General features: G+C 41.1%; 16 protein-coding genes. 12 read left to right on the plus strand and 4 right to left on the minus strand.

Going from position 1 to position 21,587, the window contains the following annotated elements:
- The first annotated feature begins 45 nt into the window (after positions 1-45).
- The 11 genes from ftsE (at position 46) to ACNEUN_RS05795 (ending at position 16,263) form a co-directional block, all read left to right on the plus strand.
- Complete coding sequence (ftsE, locus tag ACNEUN_RS05745) at positions 46-1,644, plus strand: cell division ATP-binding protein FtsE (protein WP_463631431.1); 1,599 nt, start codon at positions 46-48, stop codon at positions 1,642-1,644.
- A complete protein-coding gene (ftsX, locus tag ACNEUN_RS05750; protein WP_463631433.1) occupies positions 1,644-2,567 on the plus strand; it encodes a permease-like cell division protein FtsX in 924 nt (307 codons plus the stop codon). The genes ftsE and ftsX overlap by 1 nt, the downstream gene beginning before the upstream one ends.
- A 129-nt stretch (positions 2,568-2,696) precedes the next feature.
- Positions 2,697-4,124, plus strand: coding sequence for a CHAP domain-containing protein (locus ACNEUN_RS05755; protein WP_463631435.1), 1,428 nt, complete (start codon positions 2,697-2,699; stop codon positions 4,122-4,124).
- 69 nt (positions 4,125-4,193) lie between these two features.
- Positions 4,194-4,688: an SsrA-binding protein SmpB gene (smpB, locus tag ACNEUN_RS05760; protein WP_427877291.1), complete on the plus strand. Its 495-nt coding sequence runs from the start codon at positions 4,194-4,196 to the stop codon at positions 4,686-4,688.
- 229 nt (positions 4,689-4,917) lie between these two features.
- Complete coding sequence (locus ACNEUN_RS05765) at positions 4,918-5,832, plus strand: ABC transporter substrate-binding protein (RefSeq protein WP_463631436.1); 915 nt, start codon at positions 4,918-4,920, stop codon at positions 5,830-5,832.
- Positions 5,833-5,971: 139 nt separating this feature from the next.
- A complete protein-coding gene (locus tag ACNEUN_RS05770) occupies positions 5,972-6,958 on the plus strand; it encodes an amino acid ABC transporter permease (RefSeq protein ID WP_427877288.1) in 987 nt (328 codons plus the stop codon).
- A gap of 46 nt (positions 6,959-7,004) precedes the next feature.
- On the plus strand, positions 7,005-7,853 hold the full coding sequence (locus tag ACNEUN_RS05775; protein WP_463631438.1) for an amino acid ABC transporter ATP-binding protein: 849 nt from the start codon (positions 7,005-7,007) through the stop codon (positions 7,851-7,853).
- 126 nt (positions 7,854-7,979) lie between these two features.
- Positions 7,980-9,887: a glutamine--fructose-6-phosphate transaminase (isomerizing) gene (glmS, locus tag ACNEUN_RS05780; RefSeq protein WP_427877284.1), complete on the plus strand. Its 1,908-nt coding sequence runs from the start codon at positions 7,980-7,982 to the stop codon at positions 9,885-9,887.
- Between the two features lie 131 nt (positions 9,888-10,018).
- Positions 10,019-11,446: an ABC transporter substrate-binding protein gene (locus ACNEUN_RS05785; protein WP_463631440.1), complete on the plus strand. Its 1,428-nt coding sequence runs from the start codon at positions 10,019-10,021 to the stop codon at positions 11,444-11,446.
- Positions 11,447-11,549: 103 nt separating this feature from the next.
- Positions 11,550-12,317, plus strand: a complete 768-nt coding sequence (locus ACNEUN_RS05790) for a type III pantothenate kinase (protein ID WP_463631442.1) — start codon at positions 11,550-11,552, stop codon at positions 12,315-12,317.
- Between the two features lie 214 nt (positions 12,318-12,531).
- The gene (locus ACNEUN_RS05795; RefSeq protein ID WP_463631444.1) at positions 12,532-16,263 is read left to right on the plus strand and encodes a BspA family leucine-rich repeat surface protein; all 3,732 of its coding nucleotides are present in this window, start codon (positions 12,532-12,534) and stop codon (positions 16,261-16,263) included.
- Positions 16,264-16,518: 255 nt separating this feature from the next.
- Here the strand turns inward: ACNEUN_RS05795 and ACNEUN_RS05800 are convergent, their stop codons facing one another.
- From ACNEUN_RS05800 to pdxS, 4 genes are all read right to left on the minus strand, one after another.
- Positions 16,519-16,797, minus strand: coding sequence for a type II toxin-antitoxin system YafQ family toxin (locus ACNEUN_RS05800; protein WP_004108415.1), 279 nt, complete (start codon positions 16,795-16,797; stop codon positions 16,519-16,521).
- Between the two features lie 2 nt (positions 16,798-16,799).
- Entirely contained in the window at positions 16,800-17,126 is a 327-nt protein-coding gene (locus ACNEUN_RS05805) for a type II toxin-antitoxin system RelB/DinJ family antitoxin (RefSeq protein ID WP_463631446.1), read from the minus strand.
- A gap of 574 nt (positions 17,127-17,700) precedes the next feature.
- Positions 17,701-18,315 (minus strand): pyridoxal 5'-phosphate synthase glutaminase subunit PdxT, encoded by a 615-nt coding sequence (pdxT, locus tag ACNEUN_RS05810; protein ID WP_463631448.1) that lies wholly within the window; start codon positions 18,313-18,315, stop codon positions 17,701-17,703.
- 22 nt (positions 18,316-18,337) lie between these two features.
- Positions 18,338-19,273 (minus strand): pyridoxal 5'-phosphate synthase lyase subunit PdxS, encoded by a 936-nt coding sequence (gene pdxS, locus ACNEUN_RS05815; protein WP_427877582.1) that lies wholly within the window; start codon positions 19,271-19,273, stop codon positions 18,338-18,340.
- A gap of 429 nt (positions 19,274-19,702) precedes the next feature.
- On the opposite strand from pdxS, the gene ACNEUN_RS05820 reads away from it, so the two are divergent.
- Positions 19,703-21,388 carry an ABC transporter substrate-binding protein gene (locus ACNEUN_RS05820; RefSeq protein WP_427877273.1) on the plus strand — a complete coding sequence of 562 codons (1,686 nt, stop codon included), beginning with the start codon at positions 19,703-19,705 and terminating at the stop codon, positions 21,386-21,388.
- Positions 21,389-21,587: the final 199 nt, after the last annotated feature.

Genomic DNA, 21,587 nt, shown 5'->3' on the forward strand with positions numbered 1-21,587 from the left:
AAGTAAATCATATATCGGTTGCGTCGTTCGGAAGGAAAGTTAGTTATGTCACTGATTTCGTTGGAGCATGTGTCGAAAATTTATCCTCGAGGTACAAGACCTGCTCTTGATAGCATTTCTTTGAACGTTGACCGTGGTGATTTTGTATTCTTAGTTGGAGCTTCCGGTTCTGGAAAAACTACGCTTTTAAGTCTTCTTTTGCGAGAAGAAGAAGCTAATGGTGGTGAAATTCACGTAGCTGGGAACGATTTACGTAGGTTATCTAATAGGCAGGTTCCGCAGTATCGTCGTTCTCTTGGATTCATTTTTCAGGATTATAAGCTTCTTAATAATAAAACTGTTTGGCAGAATGTTGCTTTTGCTCTTGAAGTGATTGGTACGAGTCGTTCTACTATTCGTTCACTTGTGCCTAGAGTTCTTGAAACAGTAGGTCTTACGGGTAAGGAAGATAACTATCCTCACGAACTTTCAGGTGGTGAAGCTCAGAGAGTTGCGATTGCTCGCGCTTATGTGAATCATCCGCAAATTATTCTTGCAGATGAGCCTACTGGTAATTTGGATCCAACTACTTCTCTTGGAATTATGGAAGTTTTGGATGCTATTAACAGAACTGGTACAACGATTGTGATGGCTACGCATAATGAGGAAATAGTTAACTCTATGCGTAAGCGTGTTGTGGAACTTCATGCTGGAAAAATTGTGCGCGATGAGCGTGAGGGTTCGTACGATTCTGCGCTTTACTTCCCAGATAGTGATGTTGAGCAAAAAGCTAAAGCTCAGCAGTCTATTGAGAATGACGCCGATAGTTCTTCTCAGAACGCTATGAATACTAATTTTGCTTTTGACAATCATACAGAACGTCACAGGCGTCTTTCTAAAAAAGCTCAGCGTGCAGCACAAGCTAAGAAAACTGTTGATTTAGTTGCTCAATCTTTGCAAAATGGCTCTGGGAATGAAGGAATAGCTAGACTCGCTCAGTCAGTTCATTCTGGAAGAACTGGTCGTTATGGTGAAGTTTTCCAATCTTTGGAAACTACTATGACTTGGGGTCGCGGATTAGTTGCTACTGATATTTCTTCTTCTGCAGATTTAGCGAAATCTGCTAATTTAGAAGAAAAAGAAAGTAGTGAAGTCTCTTCAGATGTGGAAAATGCTGAAATTTCGGCAGATTCTAAAGATATTGCAGAAAATATTACAGCAGAAAAGCCTGCTACAGAAAAAGATACTGTAGAAAAAGATACTGTAGAAAAAGATACTGCAGAAAAATCTTCCGATAGTAATGAAAATAATGAATCTTCTTTAAGTTCTTCAGAAGTTCCTGCAGAAAATATTTCTGAGGATAGTACTTCCGCAGAAAATGTTACAGAAAATGTTACAGAAAATGCTACAGAAAACTCTACAAAATCGGCAGAATCAACTCTTAAAGCCGAAACTGATAGTGATAGCGCAGAAGATAGCAAAAATAACGTTGATGATTTAAATAATTCTGGTAATATACAAGATTCTGGTGCTCCTATACCTATGCCTCCTGCTCCGCCAACTAAAAAATCATCTTCATCTGATTCACGCGATTCTGCAAATAATGAAAATAATAAAGAATCGCAAAATTCTGATAGCAGTTCAAGCAATGAAGGAGTGAAGTAATGCGTTTAAGATTCATCTTCTCTGAAACTTGCATTAGCTTACGCCGCAATGTTTCTATGATTCTTTCAGTTATGCTTGTGACCTTCATTTCTTTCTTGTTTGTAGGTACTTCTGTGCTTATGCAGGTGCAAATTACGAAAGCAAAAGGCGATTGGTACGATAAGGTTGAGGTAGTTGCTTGGCTTTGCCCTGACGGTACAAGTCAATCACCTTCATGCGCTTCCGGAAAAGCACCTACGAAAGATGAAATAGTTAAACTAGAAAATGTCATAAATCAAGAATTAGGTGATGACGTTTCGGATATTACGTACGTGAGTCGCGAAGAGTTCTATAAGAATACTTTCTTAAAACAGTATCCTAACGGAGTATTTCAGGGGCGAACTTTAACTGCTGCAGATATGCAAGATTCTTTAAGACTAAAACTCACGAATCCTATGAAATATCAAGTAGTTTCAGAAGTGCTTTCTGGACGAGATGGCGTTGAAGAAGTTGTTGATCAAAGGCAGATTTTTGATCCGGTATTTAGTGTTCTAAATCGTGCAACGGCCGTTACAGTTGTGCTTGCTGCAGTGATGATTATTGTGGCAATTATGCTTACAAGTACCACTATACGAATGTCTGCGGCTTCTAGAAGACAAGAAACTGAAATAATGCGATTGGTTGGTGCTTCAAATTCGACTATTCGAATGCCGTTTATTTTGGAAGGAGCGTTCGCCTCGCTTATAGGTTCGCTTCTTGCAGGTGGAGCATTAAGTCTTATGGTAAAACTGCTTGTAACAGATTGGATGGCGCAGAACGTGCGTTGGATGCCGTTTATTACGCAAGCTAACGTGTGGATGACTGTTCCAGTGCTTGTTGTTGGAGCAGTGTTCTTATCGATTGTTGCTTCAGCGGTAGCATTAAGAAGATATTTGCGCGCTTAAATTTTTGCTTTTTCCGCAGTATGTTCAGCAATATTTTCAGTAGTATTTTTCGCAGTGTTTGTTATTTTGCTGCGATTCGAGTATCCGCTGTATAATTCGGAAATAGTTATGTCGAAAAGGGGAAGCGATATGAGTAGCAAAGAATCGCATAGAGCAGTTAGTAACATGTGTGCGTGTTTTAAATCTCACGTGGTTGTGAGTTTTGTTGTTTCAGCTGCTATGATGCTTTCGGCTGGTACATTTGGCACGCTAGCTACTGCTTCTTCTGCAAATGCTGTCAGTATGAAAGAGTATCAGCGCAAAGTACGAGATAACGAAAAGCTTAAGAGTCAGCTTGCTGGAGTAAATAAAAAACTTGCGGATAAGATCATTGAGCTTAATGATTTGAATGAGCATAAAATTCCTAGTCAGATTGCTGCTGCAAATCAGGCTGATGCTCAGGCTGATCAGGCAAGAAGCTTAGTTGAATCAACAAATCAACGTTTGGAATCAGCTAGAAAAGATAAGCAAGCGTTAGAAGAAAAAATTAAACAAACAGGCATTGATTTTGATGATGCTAGGGCTGCTGTAGCACAGGTTGCTCGCAAAAGTTTCCACGGTTCTTACGCTTCAGATGTTATGGGCATGGTGACTAATTCCACTACAACAGAGCAGTTTGTGGGTAAACTTCAGTCTGAGGCTGCTATAGCTCGTAGCGAGTCAAATGCTGCAAATGATGCTGCTGTAAAACTTAATACTTCTATGAATCGCCGTCAGCGTTTGTCTGCTATAGAAGTTGAAATTTCAAAACTTAAGCAGCAAGCGGATGCGCAATCTCAAAGTGCTCAGATTGCTGCTAAAGCTGCTAACGATAAGCGTCAAGCTTTGCAGAATCTTCGAGATCAAGGTGAGAATATTCGTAAGCAACTTGAAAGTCAAAAAAACGATTTGACTTCTCGCTCTGCGCGTGAAGCTGCGGAAATTGTTGCTATGAAATCTGCTATTGATGCTCAGGCTAGAGCTCTTGCTAATAAGGCTGTTGCGAAAGCTGATCCTAGGGCTGGAAACCGTCAGCAGGTGAGTGGAAAAATGTCTTACGCTAGGATTGAACTTCCTCCAATGAGGTTATCTAGTGGTTCAGCTAGCGGAATGAATTATGAGGTTCCTGGAAACTGTGCAGAGGGTTCGCGTAGTTGCTATGGTCACAATACTGGTAATACTGCTGGAGGGTCTTCTTATCCTCCTCGCCAATGCACTTTGTGGGCATATTTGAGACGTTCTCAGCTTGGACTGCCAGTTGGATCGTTTATGGGCAATGGTGGCGATTGGGCTGTTACTGCAAGAGGTTTGGGATATTTAGTTAATAGAACTCCTCACGTAGGTGCAGTTATGGTATTTGCTAGAGGCCAGCGTGCGAATGGTTGGAATGCAAGTTCTCAGTATGGTCATGTTGCTGTTGTTGAAAGAGTGAACTCGGATGGTTCAGTTCTTGTTTCTGAAGGTGGAACTGGTTTCCCAACTTTTCCTGCCTATGAGACTATTCAGAACTCTGGAGACTTTGAGTACATTCATTACTAAATTTTAATGTAGCGTGCTTTCGTTTTTTATGGAGAGCATATTTAAAGCATTTGTAAGAAGGGAAAAGTTTTGGTAAAGAAAGCGGATAGTGACGGTACTGTAACGGTTGCGAATAATCGTAAAGCTCATCACGATTACGCTATAGAAGATTGCTATGAAGCTGGGCTTGCTCTTACTGGTACTGAAGTTAAGTCGCTTCGAGAAGGTAGGGCATCGCTTGCTGAATCTTTTGTTAGTATTGATCGTCGTGGCGAAATGTGGTTAGAAGGGGCAAATATTCCTGAATATTTAAACGGTACTTGGAATAATCATGCTCCTAAACGTAAGCGTAAATTGTTACTTCATTCTGCTGAAATTGCTAAGCTTTCTAGACAGACTGAAGCTAAGGGTTATACTGTTGTTCCTTTGAGACTCTATTTTCGCGGCAGCTATGTGAAGGTTGAGATTGCTTTAGCTAGAGGTAAAAAAGAGTTTGATAAGCGTCAAGCTTTGCGTGAGGAGCAGGATAAGCGTGAAGCGTTACGTGAGATGAGATATCGTAATTTGAAAGCGCGAGAAGCGTAATTGCGTTATTTTTAGAGCGAATTTAGTATAAAATACGACACGCCGTATATTATTCATTTTTATGAATAATATACGGTTTTATTCTTGTTAAGTTAAGTTTTCTAGCGAAAATAGCGCATAGAAAATCTATAATATACAGTTTTCTGTAAAAAAGTACCGCAAAATAGCAACGTTCTAGTGTATAGTTATACGCATCACTGAAAATTATTGAATCTTATAGGAGAAGAAAATGAAAAAGTTATGGAAGATTGTAGCTGCCTCTGCTGTATCTGTATCTTTACTCGGAATTGCTGCTTGCGGTCCTGCCGACGAGCATAAAGGTAAAAACGATCCAGATGTTGCGCGCAGCTACGATGTAAGTCACGTACAAAAAGATGACAAAATTGCTGCAATGGTTCCGGAAGATGTAGCAAAAACAGGAGAGCTAAAAGTGGGCGTAAACGTAAGCTATGCTCCTGCAGAGTTCTTTGCATCCGATGGCAAAACTCCAGTTGGCTACGAAGTAGATTTCTCTAAAGCTTTAGCAAAAGTAATGGGTCTAAAAGCAAATATTATGCATGCGACATTTGATTCTATTATTCCAGCAATTGGAAGCAAATATAATGTTGGTATTTCTGGGTTTACAGTAAATGCTGAACGAATGAAAACAGTTGATTTTGTCACGTACGCTAACGCTGGTCTTTCTCTCGAAGTGCAAAAAGGTAATCCTAATCACGTAGATACAAAGAATTTGTGCGGTAAAAAGGTTTCGCTTCAAACAGGTACTGTAAGCGAGACGGCAATGGAAGATGCTAAGAAACAGTGCGAAGCTAAGAAAGACAAGCCGCTTGAAATTATGAGCTTCAAAGAGCAGACAGATGCTACTACAGCTTTAATCTCAGGCAGAGTTGATTTTATGTATGCTGACACTCCAGTAGCAGGATATGCTTCAATTAAGAATCCTGGAAAGCTTGAAATCATTGGAAATAGTGAAGATTCAGAGCCAATGGGTGCTGCTGTTAAAAAGGGTGACTCCAAAATGCTTAAAGCTGTTAAAGCTGGCATTGAAAAACTCATGAAGTCTGGTGTCTATAAAGACATTCTGAAAAAGTGGGGTGTTGAGGGAGTTGCTATTAAAGAACCTGTTGTAAATCCTGAAGTCTGATTTTTTTAAAGCGACGCATATCTTGTAGTTTTATAAACTGCAGGGTATGCGTCGCATTATGCGTATTCAATCAAATGGTTTATTTTAAGTAAAAGATTTAACAATTAGATTTCTAAAACCAGCATGATATGGAGTAACTATGTCAAAACATGCAATTAAACAATTCTCAAGTAGTGAAGAGCAGATTTTGCCAGTTAGAAAACCCGGGCCGATTATTGCTGGAATTATTGTTGCTATAATCGCCTGCTCTCTTTTGTATGGAATAGTTACAAATCCTCGATTTGAGTGGGATGTAGTTGGAATATATTTAATTAGCGACAATGTTCTTTCCGGAATATGTTGGACATTGTGTATTACAGTTATATCAATGGTTGTGGCTATTATTCTCGCCGTGATTTTAGCGATGATGCGAAAATCAATTAATCCAGTACTACGTGCAGTTAGCTGGTTCTTTATTTGGTTCTTCAGAGGTACTCCTGTTTATACGCAGCTAGTATTCTGGGGTATGTTCTCTGTTTTAGTTCCAAAGATTAGCTTAGGAATACCATTTACATCTATAGAATTTTTCTCAGTTGATTCTAATCTCATTATGACTGCGCTAAATGCTGCGCTAATCGGTTTGTCATTAAACGAGGCTGCTTACCTATCTGAGATTGTTCGAGCAGGATTAGAAGCAGTTGATTCAGGGCAAGTGGAAGCTGCAAAAGCACTCGGCATGGGTAGAGCTTTGACAATGCGTCGTGTGATTCTTCCTCAAGCAATGAGAATTATCGTTCCACCATTAGGAAACGAAACTATCGGTATGCTAAAAACTACGTCCTTAGTTTTAGCAGTGCCGTTCACGCTGGAACTTCAGTTTGCAACAAACGCAATTGCTAATCGTATTTATAAGCCTATTCCACTTCTTATTGTGGCTAGCATTTGGTATTTGGTCATAACATCAATTCTTATGGTTTTGCAGTACATGTTAGAAAAGCATTTTGCTAAAGGTTTCGAAGCTAGAAACATGCACAAGCAAGGAAAAATGGATTATAACAAAGCTAATCGTGGTGATGAAGCCTTAAAAGCTCAAAAAGAAAATATAAAAGAGCGTAACGAGGCAACTATGCTAGGTTTTAATGCGTAATTTAGAGCTTTTAGATAGAGTAAATACTTAAAGTGAGGGCAAGAATATGACTATTAAAAATAACGAATCCGCAGTTAGCAAGCAGGAAAGCAGCAAGCAGGAAAGTAGCGAATTTACTAAAGAAAATCTTCCCGCAGTAACTGTAACAAATGTGAAGAAAAACTTTGGAAAACTGCAAGTCTTAAAAAACGTTAATATTACAATCCAACCCGGTACAGTAACTGTTATTCTAGGACCTTCAGGATCTGGAAAATCAACATTATTGCGTTTAATAAACCAACTTGAGACTCTTAGCGGAGGAAGTATAAACATTTACGGCGAGCGAATCGGTGTTAAACAAGTAATGCACAAAGGCAAAGAATGTTTGCAAGCTTTAACTGATAAAGAAATTGCTCAACAACGCTCAAAACTTGGTATGGTATTCCAACGCTTCAACCTATTCCCTCATATGACAGCACTAGAAAACGTTATGGAAGCACCTGTTCACGTTGGACACGTCAATAAGAATGAAGCGCGTGATTTAGCTATAGAAGAATTAAAACGTGTTGGCATGTCTGAGCGCATGAATCATTATCCTGCAGAACTTTCAGGCGGACAGCAGCAGCGTGTAGCTATTGCTAGAGCGCTCGCAATGAAACCGGAAATTATGCTGTTTGATGAGCCAACTTCCGCGTTAGATCCTGAGCTTGTTGGCGAAGTTTTAAATGTTATGCGAAATCTTGCTAAAGATGGCATGACAATGATTGTAGTAACTCACGAAATCGGTTTTGCTAGAGAAGTTGCGGATCAAGTAGTGTTTATGGATGATGGAATGGTTGTTGAGTGCGGAACTGCTGATATTATTGAGTATCCTCAAACAGAACGTTTTAAAGATTTTCTGCATCACGTATTGTAATTATTCTCGTAAAAAGCGTATTTTTCATACGTTTTTTACGTACTTATTGTACTTATTTGTAGCTTTGTACAGTTTTTATTCGCTTCTCTGGCGTGCGCTCGCTCATATAACGTACAATAGAAGATTATGTGTGGCATTGTAGGATACGCAGGTTTTGGGAAAGTTTGCTCAAAGCCTTTAGAAGTTTGTTTAGGCGGATTAGAACGTTTAGAGTATCGCGGTTATGATTCTTCAGGCGTAGCATTGGTTGCTCCCGGAATGGATATTACAGCCGTGCGCAAAAAGGCAGGAAGATTAGCTGTTTTAAGAGAAGATATTAAAGCTAATCCAATGCCAGAATCTAGCGCTGCAATCGGTCATACTCGTTGGGCTACTAATGGTGCTCCGTGCGACGAAAACGCACATCCTCATACAAGCGAAGACGGAAAAATTGCTCTTATACACAACGGTATTATCGAAAATGCCGTTATGTTAAAAGAACAATTGCATGAGGAAGGCTACGAGTTTTTATCGCAAACAGATACGGAAGTTGCTGCTAAATTACTTGGCAAAATTGCGAACGAAATAATAGACGAAACAGGAAAACCAGACTTATTTACAGCTCTTCGTCGTACAGCAAAAATGCTTAAAGGAGCTTTTACGCTGCTAGCTGTAGATGTTCGTCAGCCGAATATTGTTGCTGCAGTACGTCACGATTCTCCTCTAGTAGTTGGTCTTGGAGAAGGAGAATATTTCCTAGGCTCTGATGTTGCAGCTTTCGTTGCATACACTGATAAAGTTCTAGAAGTCGGTCAAGATCAGGCAGTATGCATAGGAGACGTGGAAAATAGCGGTAAAGCAAGTCTTCTGCTAACTGATTTTGACGGAAATATAATTAAAAACCCTACTTGTTTTACAGTTGACTGGGATGCATCTGCTGTTGAAAAAGGCGGCTGGGATTCATTCATGGACAAGGAAATTCATGAAGATCCGCATGCTGTAGCAGATACTTTACGTGGACGTTTCGATGCAAAAGGTAATATTGTTCTCGACGAAGTTCATATTAAACAAGATGTTCTTCGATCAGTTGACAAAATTATTGTAGTTGCTTGCGGAACTGCAAGTTATGCAGGTTTAGTTGCGAAATATGCTATTGAACATTGGGTGCGTGTGCCGGTTGAAGTTGAGTTAGCTCACGAATTTAGATACAGAGACCCAATTTTAACGCATAGAACTTTAGTCGTAGCAATTTCGCAGTCTGGCGAGACAATGGATACTCTTATGGCGTTGCGTCACGCGCGCGAGCAGGGTAGTCGTGTGCTTGCGATTTGCAATACGCAAGGTTCAAGTATTCCTAGAGAATCAGATGCTGTGCTTTACACTCATGCAGGTCCTGAAATTGCTGTAGCTTCAACAAAAGCTTTTGTTGCGCAAATCGTGGCAGCGTACATGCTCGGTCTTTATTTAGCGCAAGTTAAAGGCACAATGTATCGCGACGAAATTCAGCAAATTGTTGAACAGCTTAAAGAAATGCCTGATAAAATTCAGCATGTTCTTGATACTCAAAGCGACTCAATCATGAAAGCCGCACAACATACTTTAGACGCAAAATCGTTCTTATTCTTAGGACGTCATGTAGGATACCCTGTGGCAATGGAAGGTGCTCTTAAGCTTAAGGAAATAGCATATACTTTCACAGAAGGTTTTGCTGCAGGTGAGTTAAAGCATGGTCCTATTGCGTTGGTTGACGAGGGTGAGCCGGTAGTGGTAATAGTTCCGTCGTCGCGTGGAAGAGACGTGCTTCATTCGAAAGTAATTTCTGGAATAGAGGAAGTTAAAGCGCGTGGAGCTTTTACAATAGCTGTTGCGGAAATTGGTGACCCTGATGTTGCTAGATATGCAGATATAGTATTCTGGCGTCCTCAATGTCCGACTTTGCTAAGCCCGTTGGTTGATGTAGTTGCGTTGCAGCTTTTTGCTATGGATATGGCTGGTCTTAAAGGTTACGATGTAGACAAGCCGCGTAATCTAGCAAAGTCAGTAACAGTTGAGTAACTAGAGTAACTAGAGTAAATTGCAAAGTAATTTGTGTAAGTAATTTACTTGAGCAATTTATATAAGTAATTTATTAGTGAAAAACTTTATAACGCAAGAAATATGTAACTAAGTAGTATACGGAAAATCTAATGTCTGAAAGAGTTTGGCAAAACTACTATTCGCTAAAGCGCACGGTACTATCAATACTTTGCGTTTTAGCTATAGTATTTTCTTCTTCAGCATGTGACTCTCAAGATTCTCGTACTCATATTACAGTGTGGTCGTGGGAACCAAGTATGAAACTGCTTGCTAAAAAGTTTGAAAAACTCAACCCAGATGTGCGCGTAACTATAAAAGATACTAGTGGTTACAATAATTTAAATACAGCTATACAAGATGGTTACGGTATGCCAGACGTAGTGCAACTTGAGTATTATGCGCTACCACAGTACGCTGTGAGTGGCCAGCTGCTAGATATTACAGATCGTGTGCAAAGCGAACAGACTTTTTACACTCCTGGAACGTGGTCTTCTGTACAATTAAGTGGACGCACATACGGATTGCCGATGGATTCTGGACCTATGGCCTGGTTTTACAATGATGACGTATTTAATCAGGCAGGTGTTGACGTTTCGAAAATACACACTTGGGAAGATTACAAATCTGCAGCTCGTAAGCTTAAAGATATAGGCGTGTATATTGCGGCCGATTCTGGAGATTCAAGTTTTTACAATGCGATGATTTGGCTTGCAGGCGGTAGGCCATTTATAACATCTCACGATGGAAAAACAGTTACTCTCCGTTTAAGTAACGATAAAGGAACTAAAGAATTTACCGAGTTTTGGCAGTCAATGATCGATGAAGATCTTATTGACACAAGTTCTACCACTTGGACTCAAGGATGGAAAGACGGACTTGGGTCAGGTAAAATTGCTTCAGTTTTTGCAGGAGCGTGGATGCCGTCACTTTTACTAGAAAACGTACCGGGAACGGCCGGTTTATGGAGAGTTGCGCCTGTTCCTACTATGAATGGCGAAAAGCGAAATGCTGAAATGGGCGGATCTGCTTTATCGATATTGCAGTCTAGTAGAAAACCTGAAGCTGCAATGAGATTTGTTAATTTCGTATGTCACGATGCGGACGGTATTAGTACAAGGGTTGAAGGTGGTGCTTTTCCAGCAGACGTATCGACATTGAAAAATACTGCATTCTTGAAAAGAACTACAATTCGCGACTTGAGAGGTATTGATATACCTTATTTTGGGGGTCAAGAGTTTAATAAAGTTTTTGCTTCAGTTGCTAGTAATGTTGATACGGGCTACAGATATTTGCCTTTTGAAGTTTATGCTAGAAGCGATTTTAGAGCTACTGTTGGCAAAGCTTACGATTGGAGTCGTAAGTCTCGCGATCGTTTGAATACGCAAGATATGATTGATGCTGGAATTACGCAAGATGATGGCAGTAAGTTGAAGCTTCCTGATAGTCCGGGGCAACGGATAACGCTAAAAGATGGTTTAGATTTGTGGTGTAAGGATTTGCGAGAATACGGGTATAATCAGGGATTTATTGTGAGGTAATGAGGTAGGTAGGTAGTGAGGTAGGTTAATTTAATTTAATTTATCGAGGTAATTTATCGAGGTAACTACGTAAGCTTATAAAAACTTAAGGAAAGAGAGCGAAATGTTATTAGCAGTCGATATTGGCAACACGAATATTGTGCTTGGTTTTTTGGAAAACAATCGCATTGTTGGAACCTACCGCATGACAACTAAATCAAATCGCACTTCCGACGAGTACGGAATTATGATTACGCAATTCCTTAATTTAAGCGGATTTAAGGTGAGCGATGTTGAGGATGTTATTGTTGCTTCCGTAGTGCCAAAAGTTATGCACTCATTCCGCGCGAGTATTATAAAGTTTTTGCATGTTGATCCTATGATTGTTGGCCCTGGTGTTAAAACAGGCATGAATATTCGTATTGACGAGCCGCGTTCTCTTGGAGCTGATTGTTTGGCTGATTGCGTTGGTGCGTTTAATGAGTACGGTGGGTCTGTGCTCGTAATTGATTTTGGCACTGCTACTACATACAACTATGTTGATAAAAGTGGAGCTATTACATGCGGTTTGATTTGCACCGGTATTCGCACTGCTGCTGCAGCATTGTGGGATAACACTGCTCAGCTTCCGGAAGTTGAAATTGCGCGACCGAAGTCTGTTCTTGCAAAATCAACTAGACCTGCTATGCAAGCTGGCTTATACTACAGTTTTTTGGGCGGAATTGAGCGCACAATAGAGCAGTTCAAGATTGAGATTGATGAGCCGTTTAAGGTAATTGCTACTGGCGGTTTGGGTAGATTGTTTGAAAAAGACGTGAAAACGATTGACTTTTACGATCCTGACTTGATTTTCAAAGGTATGGCTGAAATTTATAAGCGCAATATGCGTTGATGTGGATTTTCGTTGTGTAGATCTGTTGTGTGGATTCGTTATGTGGATTCGTTATACATAATTTTTTATATCGATTTTTCGCATTTAGGAGTATAATAATGAACTGTTGTGTGTAAAGGTTGCGTTCGCCGGTGAACCTTCATGGGTGCGCATTTGTTTTTGCGTCCTGTTTATGCGCTTGTAGCGGATTTATTCGCATTCGAGAGGAAGATTGATGAAGGAGAGTAGGAAACATCGTATTCTTTCGGCAATTGGCGCCGTTTTATGTTTAGTCTCTATGATTTTAAGCGTAACAGTACTGCCTGGGTTGGTTTATACCAAAGTGACTAAGAATCCATTGTTTGCTGCTGCTTTGGCTGCTGCTGCCGAGAATAATAGGGGTCAAAGTAAGTCGGGTGAAGGGGGAGCTGGTGAAGGGGGAGCTGGTAAAGAAGTTAAAGGGGAGACTGTTAAAGGGGATAAAGGAGATAAGAAGGCTAGAGAGGTAGATAAAAAAGAAGGTAACAGTGCAGCTAATGGGGAAGTTGGTAATGAATCTAATGGGGAGGGGTCTGTAGATAACAGCAATGCTGGCAAAGATGCTGGTAATGATGGCAAAGATGCTGATACTGCTGGAAAGAGTTCGAAATCTGGCAAAGATGCTAGTAAAGATGCTGTAAAATCTGGTAAATCTGACAAATCTGACAAAAATGCTGACAAAGATTCTAAAAAAGATAGCAAAGACGCTAACAAAGCTAAGGGCAAAGATCGCAGCACTGGTGGTATGGAGAAATTAAGCCTAGATAAAGTTAAAAAACTTCCTGCTTGCGAGGCTTATTTATTTACTGACGTGTTCGCTAATGCTTCAATTCGATTCCGCCCTAGCTCTGGTAGTGGAAGCAAGTGTGCTATTAGTGCTGATGCACCAATTAGTAATTTTGATAGTATTCGACAAGAAATTTCAAATCTCGGTGATAGTGGCTCAGTTAATTTTTCGAATGCATATGTGTATGCGTACGGTAGTTTATCAAAGAATGATGTGGGTCTTTTTTCGGGGAAAAATATTAGTTTTATTGATGGCGCCGACAGGTTTGATACAAGTAATGTTACAGACATGTCCTATCTGTTTAAGAATTCCTCGTTAACTGATCTTAACAGTTTGCGTGGTTGGGATGTGAGCAATGTTACAAATATGCAAAGCATGTTTGAGGGGTGCACGGGCTTAAGTGATATTAGCGGTTTGACAAACTGGAATGTTAGCAAGGTTACGAACATGAGCAACATGTTCAGCGGTTGTGCTAAACGTAACTACGATGATGAAGGTAAGTTCACTGGTGTAACAGGATTGACTTATATAAGTGCGTTGAGTGGCTGGGATGTGAGCAATGTTACGAACATGTCTGGCATGTTCGCGTCTGTTATTAAGGACAAAGATAAACGTGACAGTTTTGATCCAGACGGATATGCAAGTGAGATGGCGATTGCTTCGCTTGGACCTTTGAAAAACTGGAATGTTAGCAATGTTATAAACATGAACAGCATGTTCGAGGGGTGCACGAGCTTAAATGATTTTACCGGTTTAGAAAAGTGGGATACTAAAAATGTCTTATCGATGATCGGTATGTTCGAATACTGCAAGAGTGTTAGTTCGCTTGAACCTTTGAAAAACTGGAAAGTTAGCAAAGTTACAGACATGAGAGCAATGTTCGCAGTATGCGAAAAAATCAAAAATACTGTTGGCTTAGAAAATTGGAATGTTAGTAACGTTGAAAAAATGGATGGCATGTTTGCAATGTGCACTCATCTTAAAAGTATTAAAGGATTAGCTAATTGGAATAAGACTAATAGCAGTACAAGCAAATTAACTAGCACGTTTAGAATGTTCTATGAATGCAGCGGTTTTAGTGATCTTGCGCCTTTGAAAGATTGGGATGTGAGCAAGGTCACGGATATGCATTATATGTTTTACAATTGCGGCAGCGTTACTAGTCTTGATCCTTTGAAAGGTTGGAATGTTAGCAGTGTTAAGAAAATGAGTAACATGTTCAGCAGTTGTACTGGCTTAACTAGTCTTGAGCCTTTGAGTAGCTGGAATGTTAGTAATGTTAAGGACATGTCTAGCATGTTCAACAGTTGTAAGCACTTAAATAAACTTGACGGTTTAGGAAACTGGAATGTTGGCAGTGTTACGAACATGAGCAGCATGTTCGGAAATTGCTACGATTATGATGTAGATGAAGAAAGTGGTCATGTTACAAACGAAACAGGGTTGGCTGATATAAGTGCATTGAGTGGCTGGGATGTTGGCAATGTTACGGACATGTCTGGCATGTTTACTGGTTGTGGGGTATTAAAGAGTCTTTCAAATCTAAAAGAATGGAATGTTAGCAGTGTTGAGAACATGAGTAACATGTTTAGTGACTGTGGGCTTTTAAGTAGTCTTTCAGGCCTAAAAGATTGGAATGTTGGCAATGTTACGGACATGTCTAGCATGTTCAGCCACAGTAATGTTCTAGGTACTGATAAGTTGGCTGATATAAGTGCATTGAGTGGCTGGGATGTTGGCAATGTTACGGACATGTCTAGCATGTTTTCTGATTGCAAAAAACTTACCGGCGATGCTGATTTAAGTAATTGGACTATTTCAAAAGTTACGAAACTTGATAGCATGTTTGCTCGTGCTGGAGCAGATGGATTTGTATTAGATTTCAGCAATAAGACCTTTAAAAAACCTAGTGATCCTAATTCTCATTTTTCTGTTGATGGTATGTTTGATGGTTTTAAAGGCACGTTGATTGCGAATAACTTGCAGTCTAATGGTTTTGAGAATAATTCTAAGGATGATCCTATCGGAGGTCATTTTGCTAAGGGTGAAATATTCTCCAAAAATGATGAAGATGAAACTAAAAGCAATAATATAGTCGTAACTAATAATGTTACGATTTTAGATACAATTTCAAAAAATGATAAACTTAAAACGATTGAATACTACATTCCTGTTAAAGCCAAGCTGATGGAGCCTGGCGATATGGATTCATGTAAGTGTGATGATAGCAGTGCTTCGGGTGGAACTACTGGTGGCACTACTTATAAGTACTATGTTCCTGCGCTGTATAATTCGGGTACTTTAAAGAGGCAAAAGAACGAAAAATCGCAGGATTATGCGTACAGAGTGGTAAAAAATAGTTTCGCTTCAAAGTTTAGAAGTGCTATAGATTCTCAATCTGGCAAGGAACCTAGTACTGAGGAACCAGGTGGTGATGAACCAGGTGGTGATGAACCAGGTGGTGATGAACCAGGTGGTGATGAACCAGGTGGAGATGAAGGTGGCGACGATAATGGTGACTCGCGTAGTGCAAAGTTGAAATCGCGTGTAAAGAAGTTGAAATCGCGTGTAAAGGAATTGCGATCCGCAAGAGAATCGAGATCTGTAAGAGATAGCGAGAATGAAGACAACGCTAAAGAAAAATCTGAAGGCGGACAGGGCAATACTTATAAAATCATGTTTAAGAGTCCAACTGGCAGTGGAGATAGCTGCACGTGGACGGAACTTGGAGAAGGTGAAAATGGTGATGTGCCTGTTAGTGACCCAAAGTCTCCTTTAGCGTTCTTCAACACAATGTACTATTTGGAGACTTTTGTTAAGCCAGTGCCTTTGCCGCATACTGGTGGCCAGTCGGCTGTTATGTTCACGTTCTTGTCGATTGGACTGTTCTCAATGTTCGCTGTTGCTGGGGCGTTTGGTCGTCATGGATGGGTTGCGTCTGTGCTCTCTGGCACTGCTTTGACTGGGTTCGCGAAGGCTTTTGGCGGCGGCGCGCTCGATGTTGCCTCTGGTGCTAAGCACTGCTTCGCGCATTCTGTTGTAAGTGGCTCGATGCTTAAAACCGCTGTAAGCGCAGCAACCGGCTTCTTTGCTCGATTCCGAAGCGACAATTCCACCTTCGGAAAGCACGCAAAACACTAGCGGTTTTATTAGTAGTGAGAGATAGGAATTGCTTGGTCGAGCAATATAAAAGCGGAGCGATAGTAATAATCTTTTTGATGAATAACTGTTTATGCAGAAAAAGTAAGCAAAAAACTAAACTTAACTACCTAGCCACTAGACCAAATGAGGTATAAGAGCGTAGCGCTGCGAGACAAGTAATTCCTATCTCTCACAGCCACATAACCCTGCCCTGCCTTCGCGCGCTAAATCGCAGCGCTCAAGCAGGTCGGAGCGCTACTCATTGAATACATCGGAGTGCGTTCCCGTGCGAGATGCTGTTAGAACAAGTTCGTTTTCCTTAATTATGTAAATCAATAGCCAGTCTGATTTTACATGGCATTCACGGAAGCCTAAATATTTTCCTTTAAGAGGATGATCTTGGTACGTTTCGTCAAGAATCTCTTCGTTGCGCAACTTCTCAAGTAGTATATTAACAAGATGTGTATCGTATCCGCGCTTTCTGATTCGCTTCATGTCTTTTTTAAACTGTGAAGTGTATGTTAAAGTAAGCATAATTAATCTTCCTTAAAAACGTCATCCATCATCTCGGATACTGAGTTATAGCGTTTTGCTGGAACTTTTCCGGATAGAATATCATTTGCTTCCTTAAACGCGGCGATTGTTTCTTTATTGTATTTTGGCTGTTTTAAGTCGAAGGGGAGTCCTTCTACCATAAGTGATTTGTGTAAGAACATGTTGATTGCTTCGCTAAGAGTTATGCCGAAGCTGGCGAATAATTCTTCTGCCTGTGCTTTAACATCTTTGGTGACGCGCACGTTGATGTTTGCGGTTTTCGCTGCGGTTTTCGCTGCTGCTGGGGTTGCGGTTGCGCTGATTGCCATAATATGCTCCTTGATTTTATACTTATAATTTTTGCTTCTATAAGCGCGTTAGTTTTCTTGACTCGTTAATTTTGTTTAATTTTGATTTGTTTTTTAGCTTTTTTATATTCATATATCAACTTTTATTACATTCTACAATGTGTTGCACTGTTATACAATATGCTATAAACGTTTTACAATGTATTACGATTGCATTACGTTTGTCGTGCATGTATACGTTTACTGTGCAAATTACATAAAATTCAAAGTTTTTGACGTCTGCGTTAAAAACTTTTGTATTTTGATGACTTTTTGACGTCTGCGTTAAAAAGTGTGTTGTTATTGCAGATTGCGTTCTGCGCGAGGAACGCGTAACAGCGTTTTTTCGTTCTTCGTGCAGATTGCGTTCTGCGTTAGTGTCTCATTTTGCTTGTTTTGAGACACTGGTGCAGATGGCGCTCTGCGTTAGGGTCTCTGGTTGGAGATTATCAGACCTTCGCGCAGTCGTCGCGCTGCGTTAGGGTCTGTAATCAAAAAGCCTCCGCAGATATTGTTACTGCGAAGGCTTTTTGTATCGGTGCGCTTACGAATCAGATTACAGATTCAGGAAAAGCTGGTGGATTCGCGTATCGTCGTCAAGCTCTGGGTGGAAGGACGTGCCGATTTGGTTACCTTGGCGCGCTGCAACAACGTGACCGTTAACAGTTGCGAGAACCTCAGCATTAGAGCCGACCTCTGCAATGTAAGGCGCGCGAATAAATGTCATCGGCACCTTGCCAAGCTCGCCAAACTCAGCTTCGCAGTGGAAGCTTCCAAGCTGGCGGCCATAAGCATTGCGCTTAACTGTTACGTCTAAAGTACCGAAGCCGTTAACTTCGTTACCTTTCACGTTCTTTGCAAGCAAAATCAAGCCTGCGCAAGTGCCAAGAACAGGCATTCCGCCTGCAATTCTCTCGCGCAAAGGCTCGAGCATATTCTGCTCGCGAAGAAGCTTAGCTTGCACGGTGCTTTCGCCTCCCGGCAACACTAAACGGTCAAAAGACTGCTCTAAATCGCGCGCCTGCCTAAGCTCTATGACCCTCGCGCCAAGTTTCTCAAGCATTAAGCGATGCTCAAGAAAAGCACCCTGAACAGCTAAAACTGCTACAGTGTGAGCGGAGTTACCAGCAGTGGAGTTACCAGTATTGATAGGTGAGTCTGTCAAAATCATTCGCCTCAATCACTTGCCTTAATCACTCGCCGCGCTCAGCCATCAAAAGCTTGATTTCCTGCTCGTTAATGCCAACCATTGCTTCGCCCAAATTCTCGGAAAGCTTAGCAATCATCTTAGCGTCCTTGTAGTTGGTCACGGCCTTAACGATTGCAGCGGCGCGCTTTGCTGGGTCTCCAGACTTAAAGATGCCGGAGCCAACGAACACGCCTTCAGCACCAAGCTGCATCATCAAAGCAGCGTCAGCTGGGGTAGCAACACCGCCAGCAGCGAAGTTAACAACAGGAAGCTTGCCGTTTTGTGCAACGTACTTTACGAGTTCAAAAGGAACGCGCAAATTCTTAGCTTCCTCAAAAAGCTCATCCTCGCGCATGCTTGTAAGCTTACGAATTGCGGAATTCATCATGCGCATGTGGCGCACAGCCTGAATCACGTCGCCAGTTCCAGGCTCGCCCTTAGTGCGAATCATTGAAGCGCCTTCGTTAATTCTGCGCAAAGCCTCGCCCAAATCCTTAGCACCGCAAACGAAAGGCACAGCAAAATCGCGCTTATTAATATGGTATACATCGTCTGCTGGGGAAAGTACTTCGCTTTCGTCAATGTAGTCGATCTCAATAGCCTCAAGCACCTGAGCTTCAACAAAGTGGCCAATACGGCATTTTGCCATAACAGGAATAGACACAGCCTCTTGAATTCCGTGAATCATTGCTGGATCGCTCATACGAGAAACGCCGCCGGCTGCGCGAATATCAGCAGGAATACGTTCCAAAGCCATAACTGCGCAAGCTCCAGAATCTTCAGCAATTCGCGCCTGCTCAGGTGTGGTGACGTCCATAATCACGCCGCCTTTAAGCATTTGAGCAAGCTGACGGTTCAAAGCCGTGCGATCTTCGCCGCTTTTGTTCTGCGGATCCGAAGATTCGTTCACGGTTGCTGCAGTATTCAAGTTTTCAGACATCATTCCTCGCTTTAACCTGTTTGTATATTAAAATCTGATAAACGCACTTATTTTGCGCATTAATTGCAAGAATTGTGCTAAGTCAATGCAAGACGTTTTCAGGTTTATGTTCTGTTGGAATTTAACCACATTCGTAGGATATATACTTTATAAACATTACAATTTTGGACAATTTTGTGAATCTATTGCGAAACTGCTGCTGAATCTATTGCGAAAACTACTGCGGAACCGCTATGAAACCAATTAATCAAAAGTATACAAATTTTTACTTAATTCTTTATACAAAAATACGGTGAGCCTGGCTTGCGTATACGTTACGATTAGTACAGCCGGCGACTTGCGTTAAGTGCGTAATCAAGCGTTGAGCTACTAAAAATTAAAAAAGCACATAACAATTTAATATTAATACCATTAAGAAAGGTTTATGGTATGGGTAACACAAAACCCGAGAAAGGCGCGTACGAAGAAAACGACGCGACCAAAATAGTCTCTGGTAAAAATAAAAACGAAGCTAGTAGAGTAGCTTCTTTTGACTCTAGTACCGATTCTTCGTTAAATTCCGCTGAAAAATCATCTTCTGCTCGTTCTAAACATAAGATCGGCAAAATGTGGATGCTCAGCTTAGTAATTGTTGTAATAGCAGTATTTAGTGCAATATTTGCAACTCTTACTCCAAAATCGAATAAATCAAATTCATCATCGGCAATGTCTTATAAAACCGTTTCAATCGGCTTAAAGTTAGCTCCTACGAACTTAGATATTCGCAACCAATCTGGATCTTCGCTCGATCAGTTGCTTATCGGCAACGTGTACGAGGGTTTGGTTGCGCGAGATGCTAAAAACCAAGTCTCACCTTCCTTGGCAAAAAGCTGGGAAATAAGTAAAGACGGCTTACGCTACACATTCCATCTTCGCAAAGACTCACTATTTTCTAACGGACATAAGCTAACTGCAAAAGACGCAGAATGGTCATTTAACGAGCTTGTTTCAAAAAAGTATCGCGGATCGAATATGGTTGGCAAAGTTGAGTCAGCTAAGGCAAAAGATGATTACACGTTTGAGATCACTCTTAAGGAGCCAAATGCTAAACTCCTGTGGGCTTTATGCAGCCGATCCGGTTTAGTGTTTGACAGAAACGCTAAGTATGATGCTAAAACTCAGGCTGTTGGTTCAGGCCCATACTTAGTCGACAAGTTCGTGCCTAACGATCGTGTAGTTTTAAAAGCAAATCCTCGTTATAAAGGTATTCATCCTGCGAAAACAGCAAAGATTGTAGTTCGCTATTTTGTAGATGATAACGCTGCAATAGACGCGCTTTCTTCCGGCTCTGTGCAAGCTTTAGCTCCTATTTCTGGTCAACTAGCTAAACCGTTTAAAGATGATGCTGCTCACTACGATGTTCATGCTGGAAATGGTACTGACAAGTTTGTTTTAGCTATGAATATGAAGGGCGAGCGCACTAAGGATAAGCGCGTGCGTGAGGCGATTCGTTACGCTATTGATCATAAGCAAATAATTGCGTCCCGTGGTGGTACTGACGTTCCGTTGGGCGGTCCTATTCCTTCTCTAGACCCTGGTTATGAGGATTTGACTAATCTGTATCCGCACAATGTTGATCGAGCTAAAGAACTTATGAAGAAGGCTGGTTTTGACGAGTCTCATCCGTTACAGCTTTCGCTTACTTACCCGAATATTTACGGTACGCAGATTGGTGATCAGTTGCGCTCACAACTTAAGCCTGTGGGAATCGACTTGAAAGTTAATGTTGTTGAGTTTACTACATGGCTGCAGGATGTTTATAAGAATAAGCAGTATGATTTGTCGATGGTTGATCACAATGAAAGCCACGATTTTGGGCAGTGGGCGGATCCTACATATTACTACGGTTACGACAATAAGCAGGTTCAGGATTTGTATGCGAAGGCTATGCTTAGTGCCAATAAGGATGAGTCCGAGAAACTTCTTGCAAAAGCTGCGAAAATCGTAAGTGAAGATGCTCCGGCTGATTGGCTGTTTAACTACCGCGTTGTGACTGCGAAGGTGAAGAATCTTGAGGGAATGCCGTTTGACATGAATCAGGAGATTTTGCCACTTTACAATCTGCGACTTAGCTGATTTTGATTTGCTAAGCACAAATCAAGGGACACTCGCGCAGAACGCAATCTGCGCTAGTGTCTTAAAACAAGCAGAATGGGACACTCGCGCAGAACGCAATCTGCGCTAGTGTCTTAAAACAGGCAGAATGGGACACTCGCGCAGAACGCAATCTGCGCTAGTGTCTTAAAACAGGCAGAATGGGACACTCGCGCAGAAC

The organism is Gardnerella sp. C0684A1 (genome assembly GCF_055326835.1).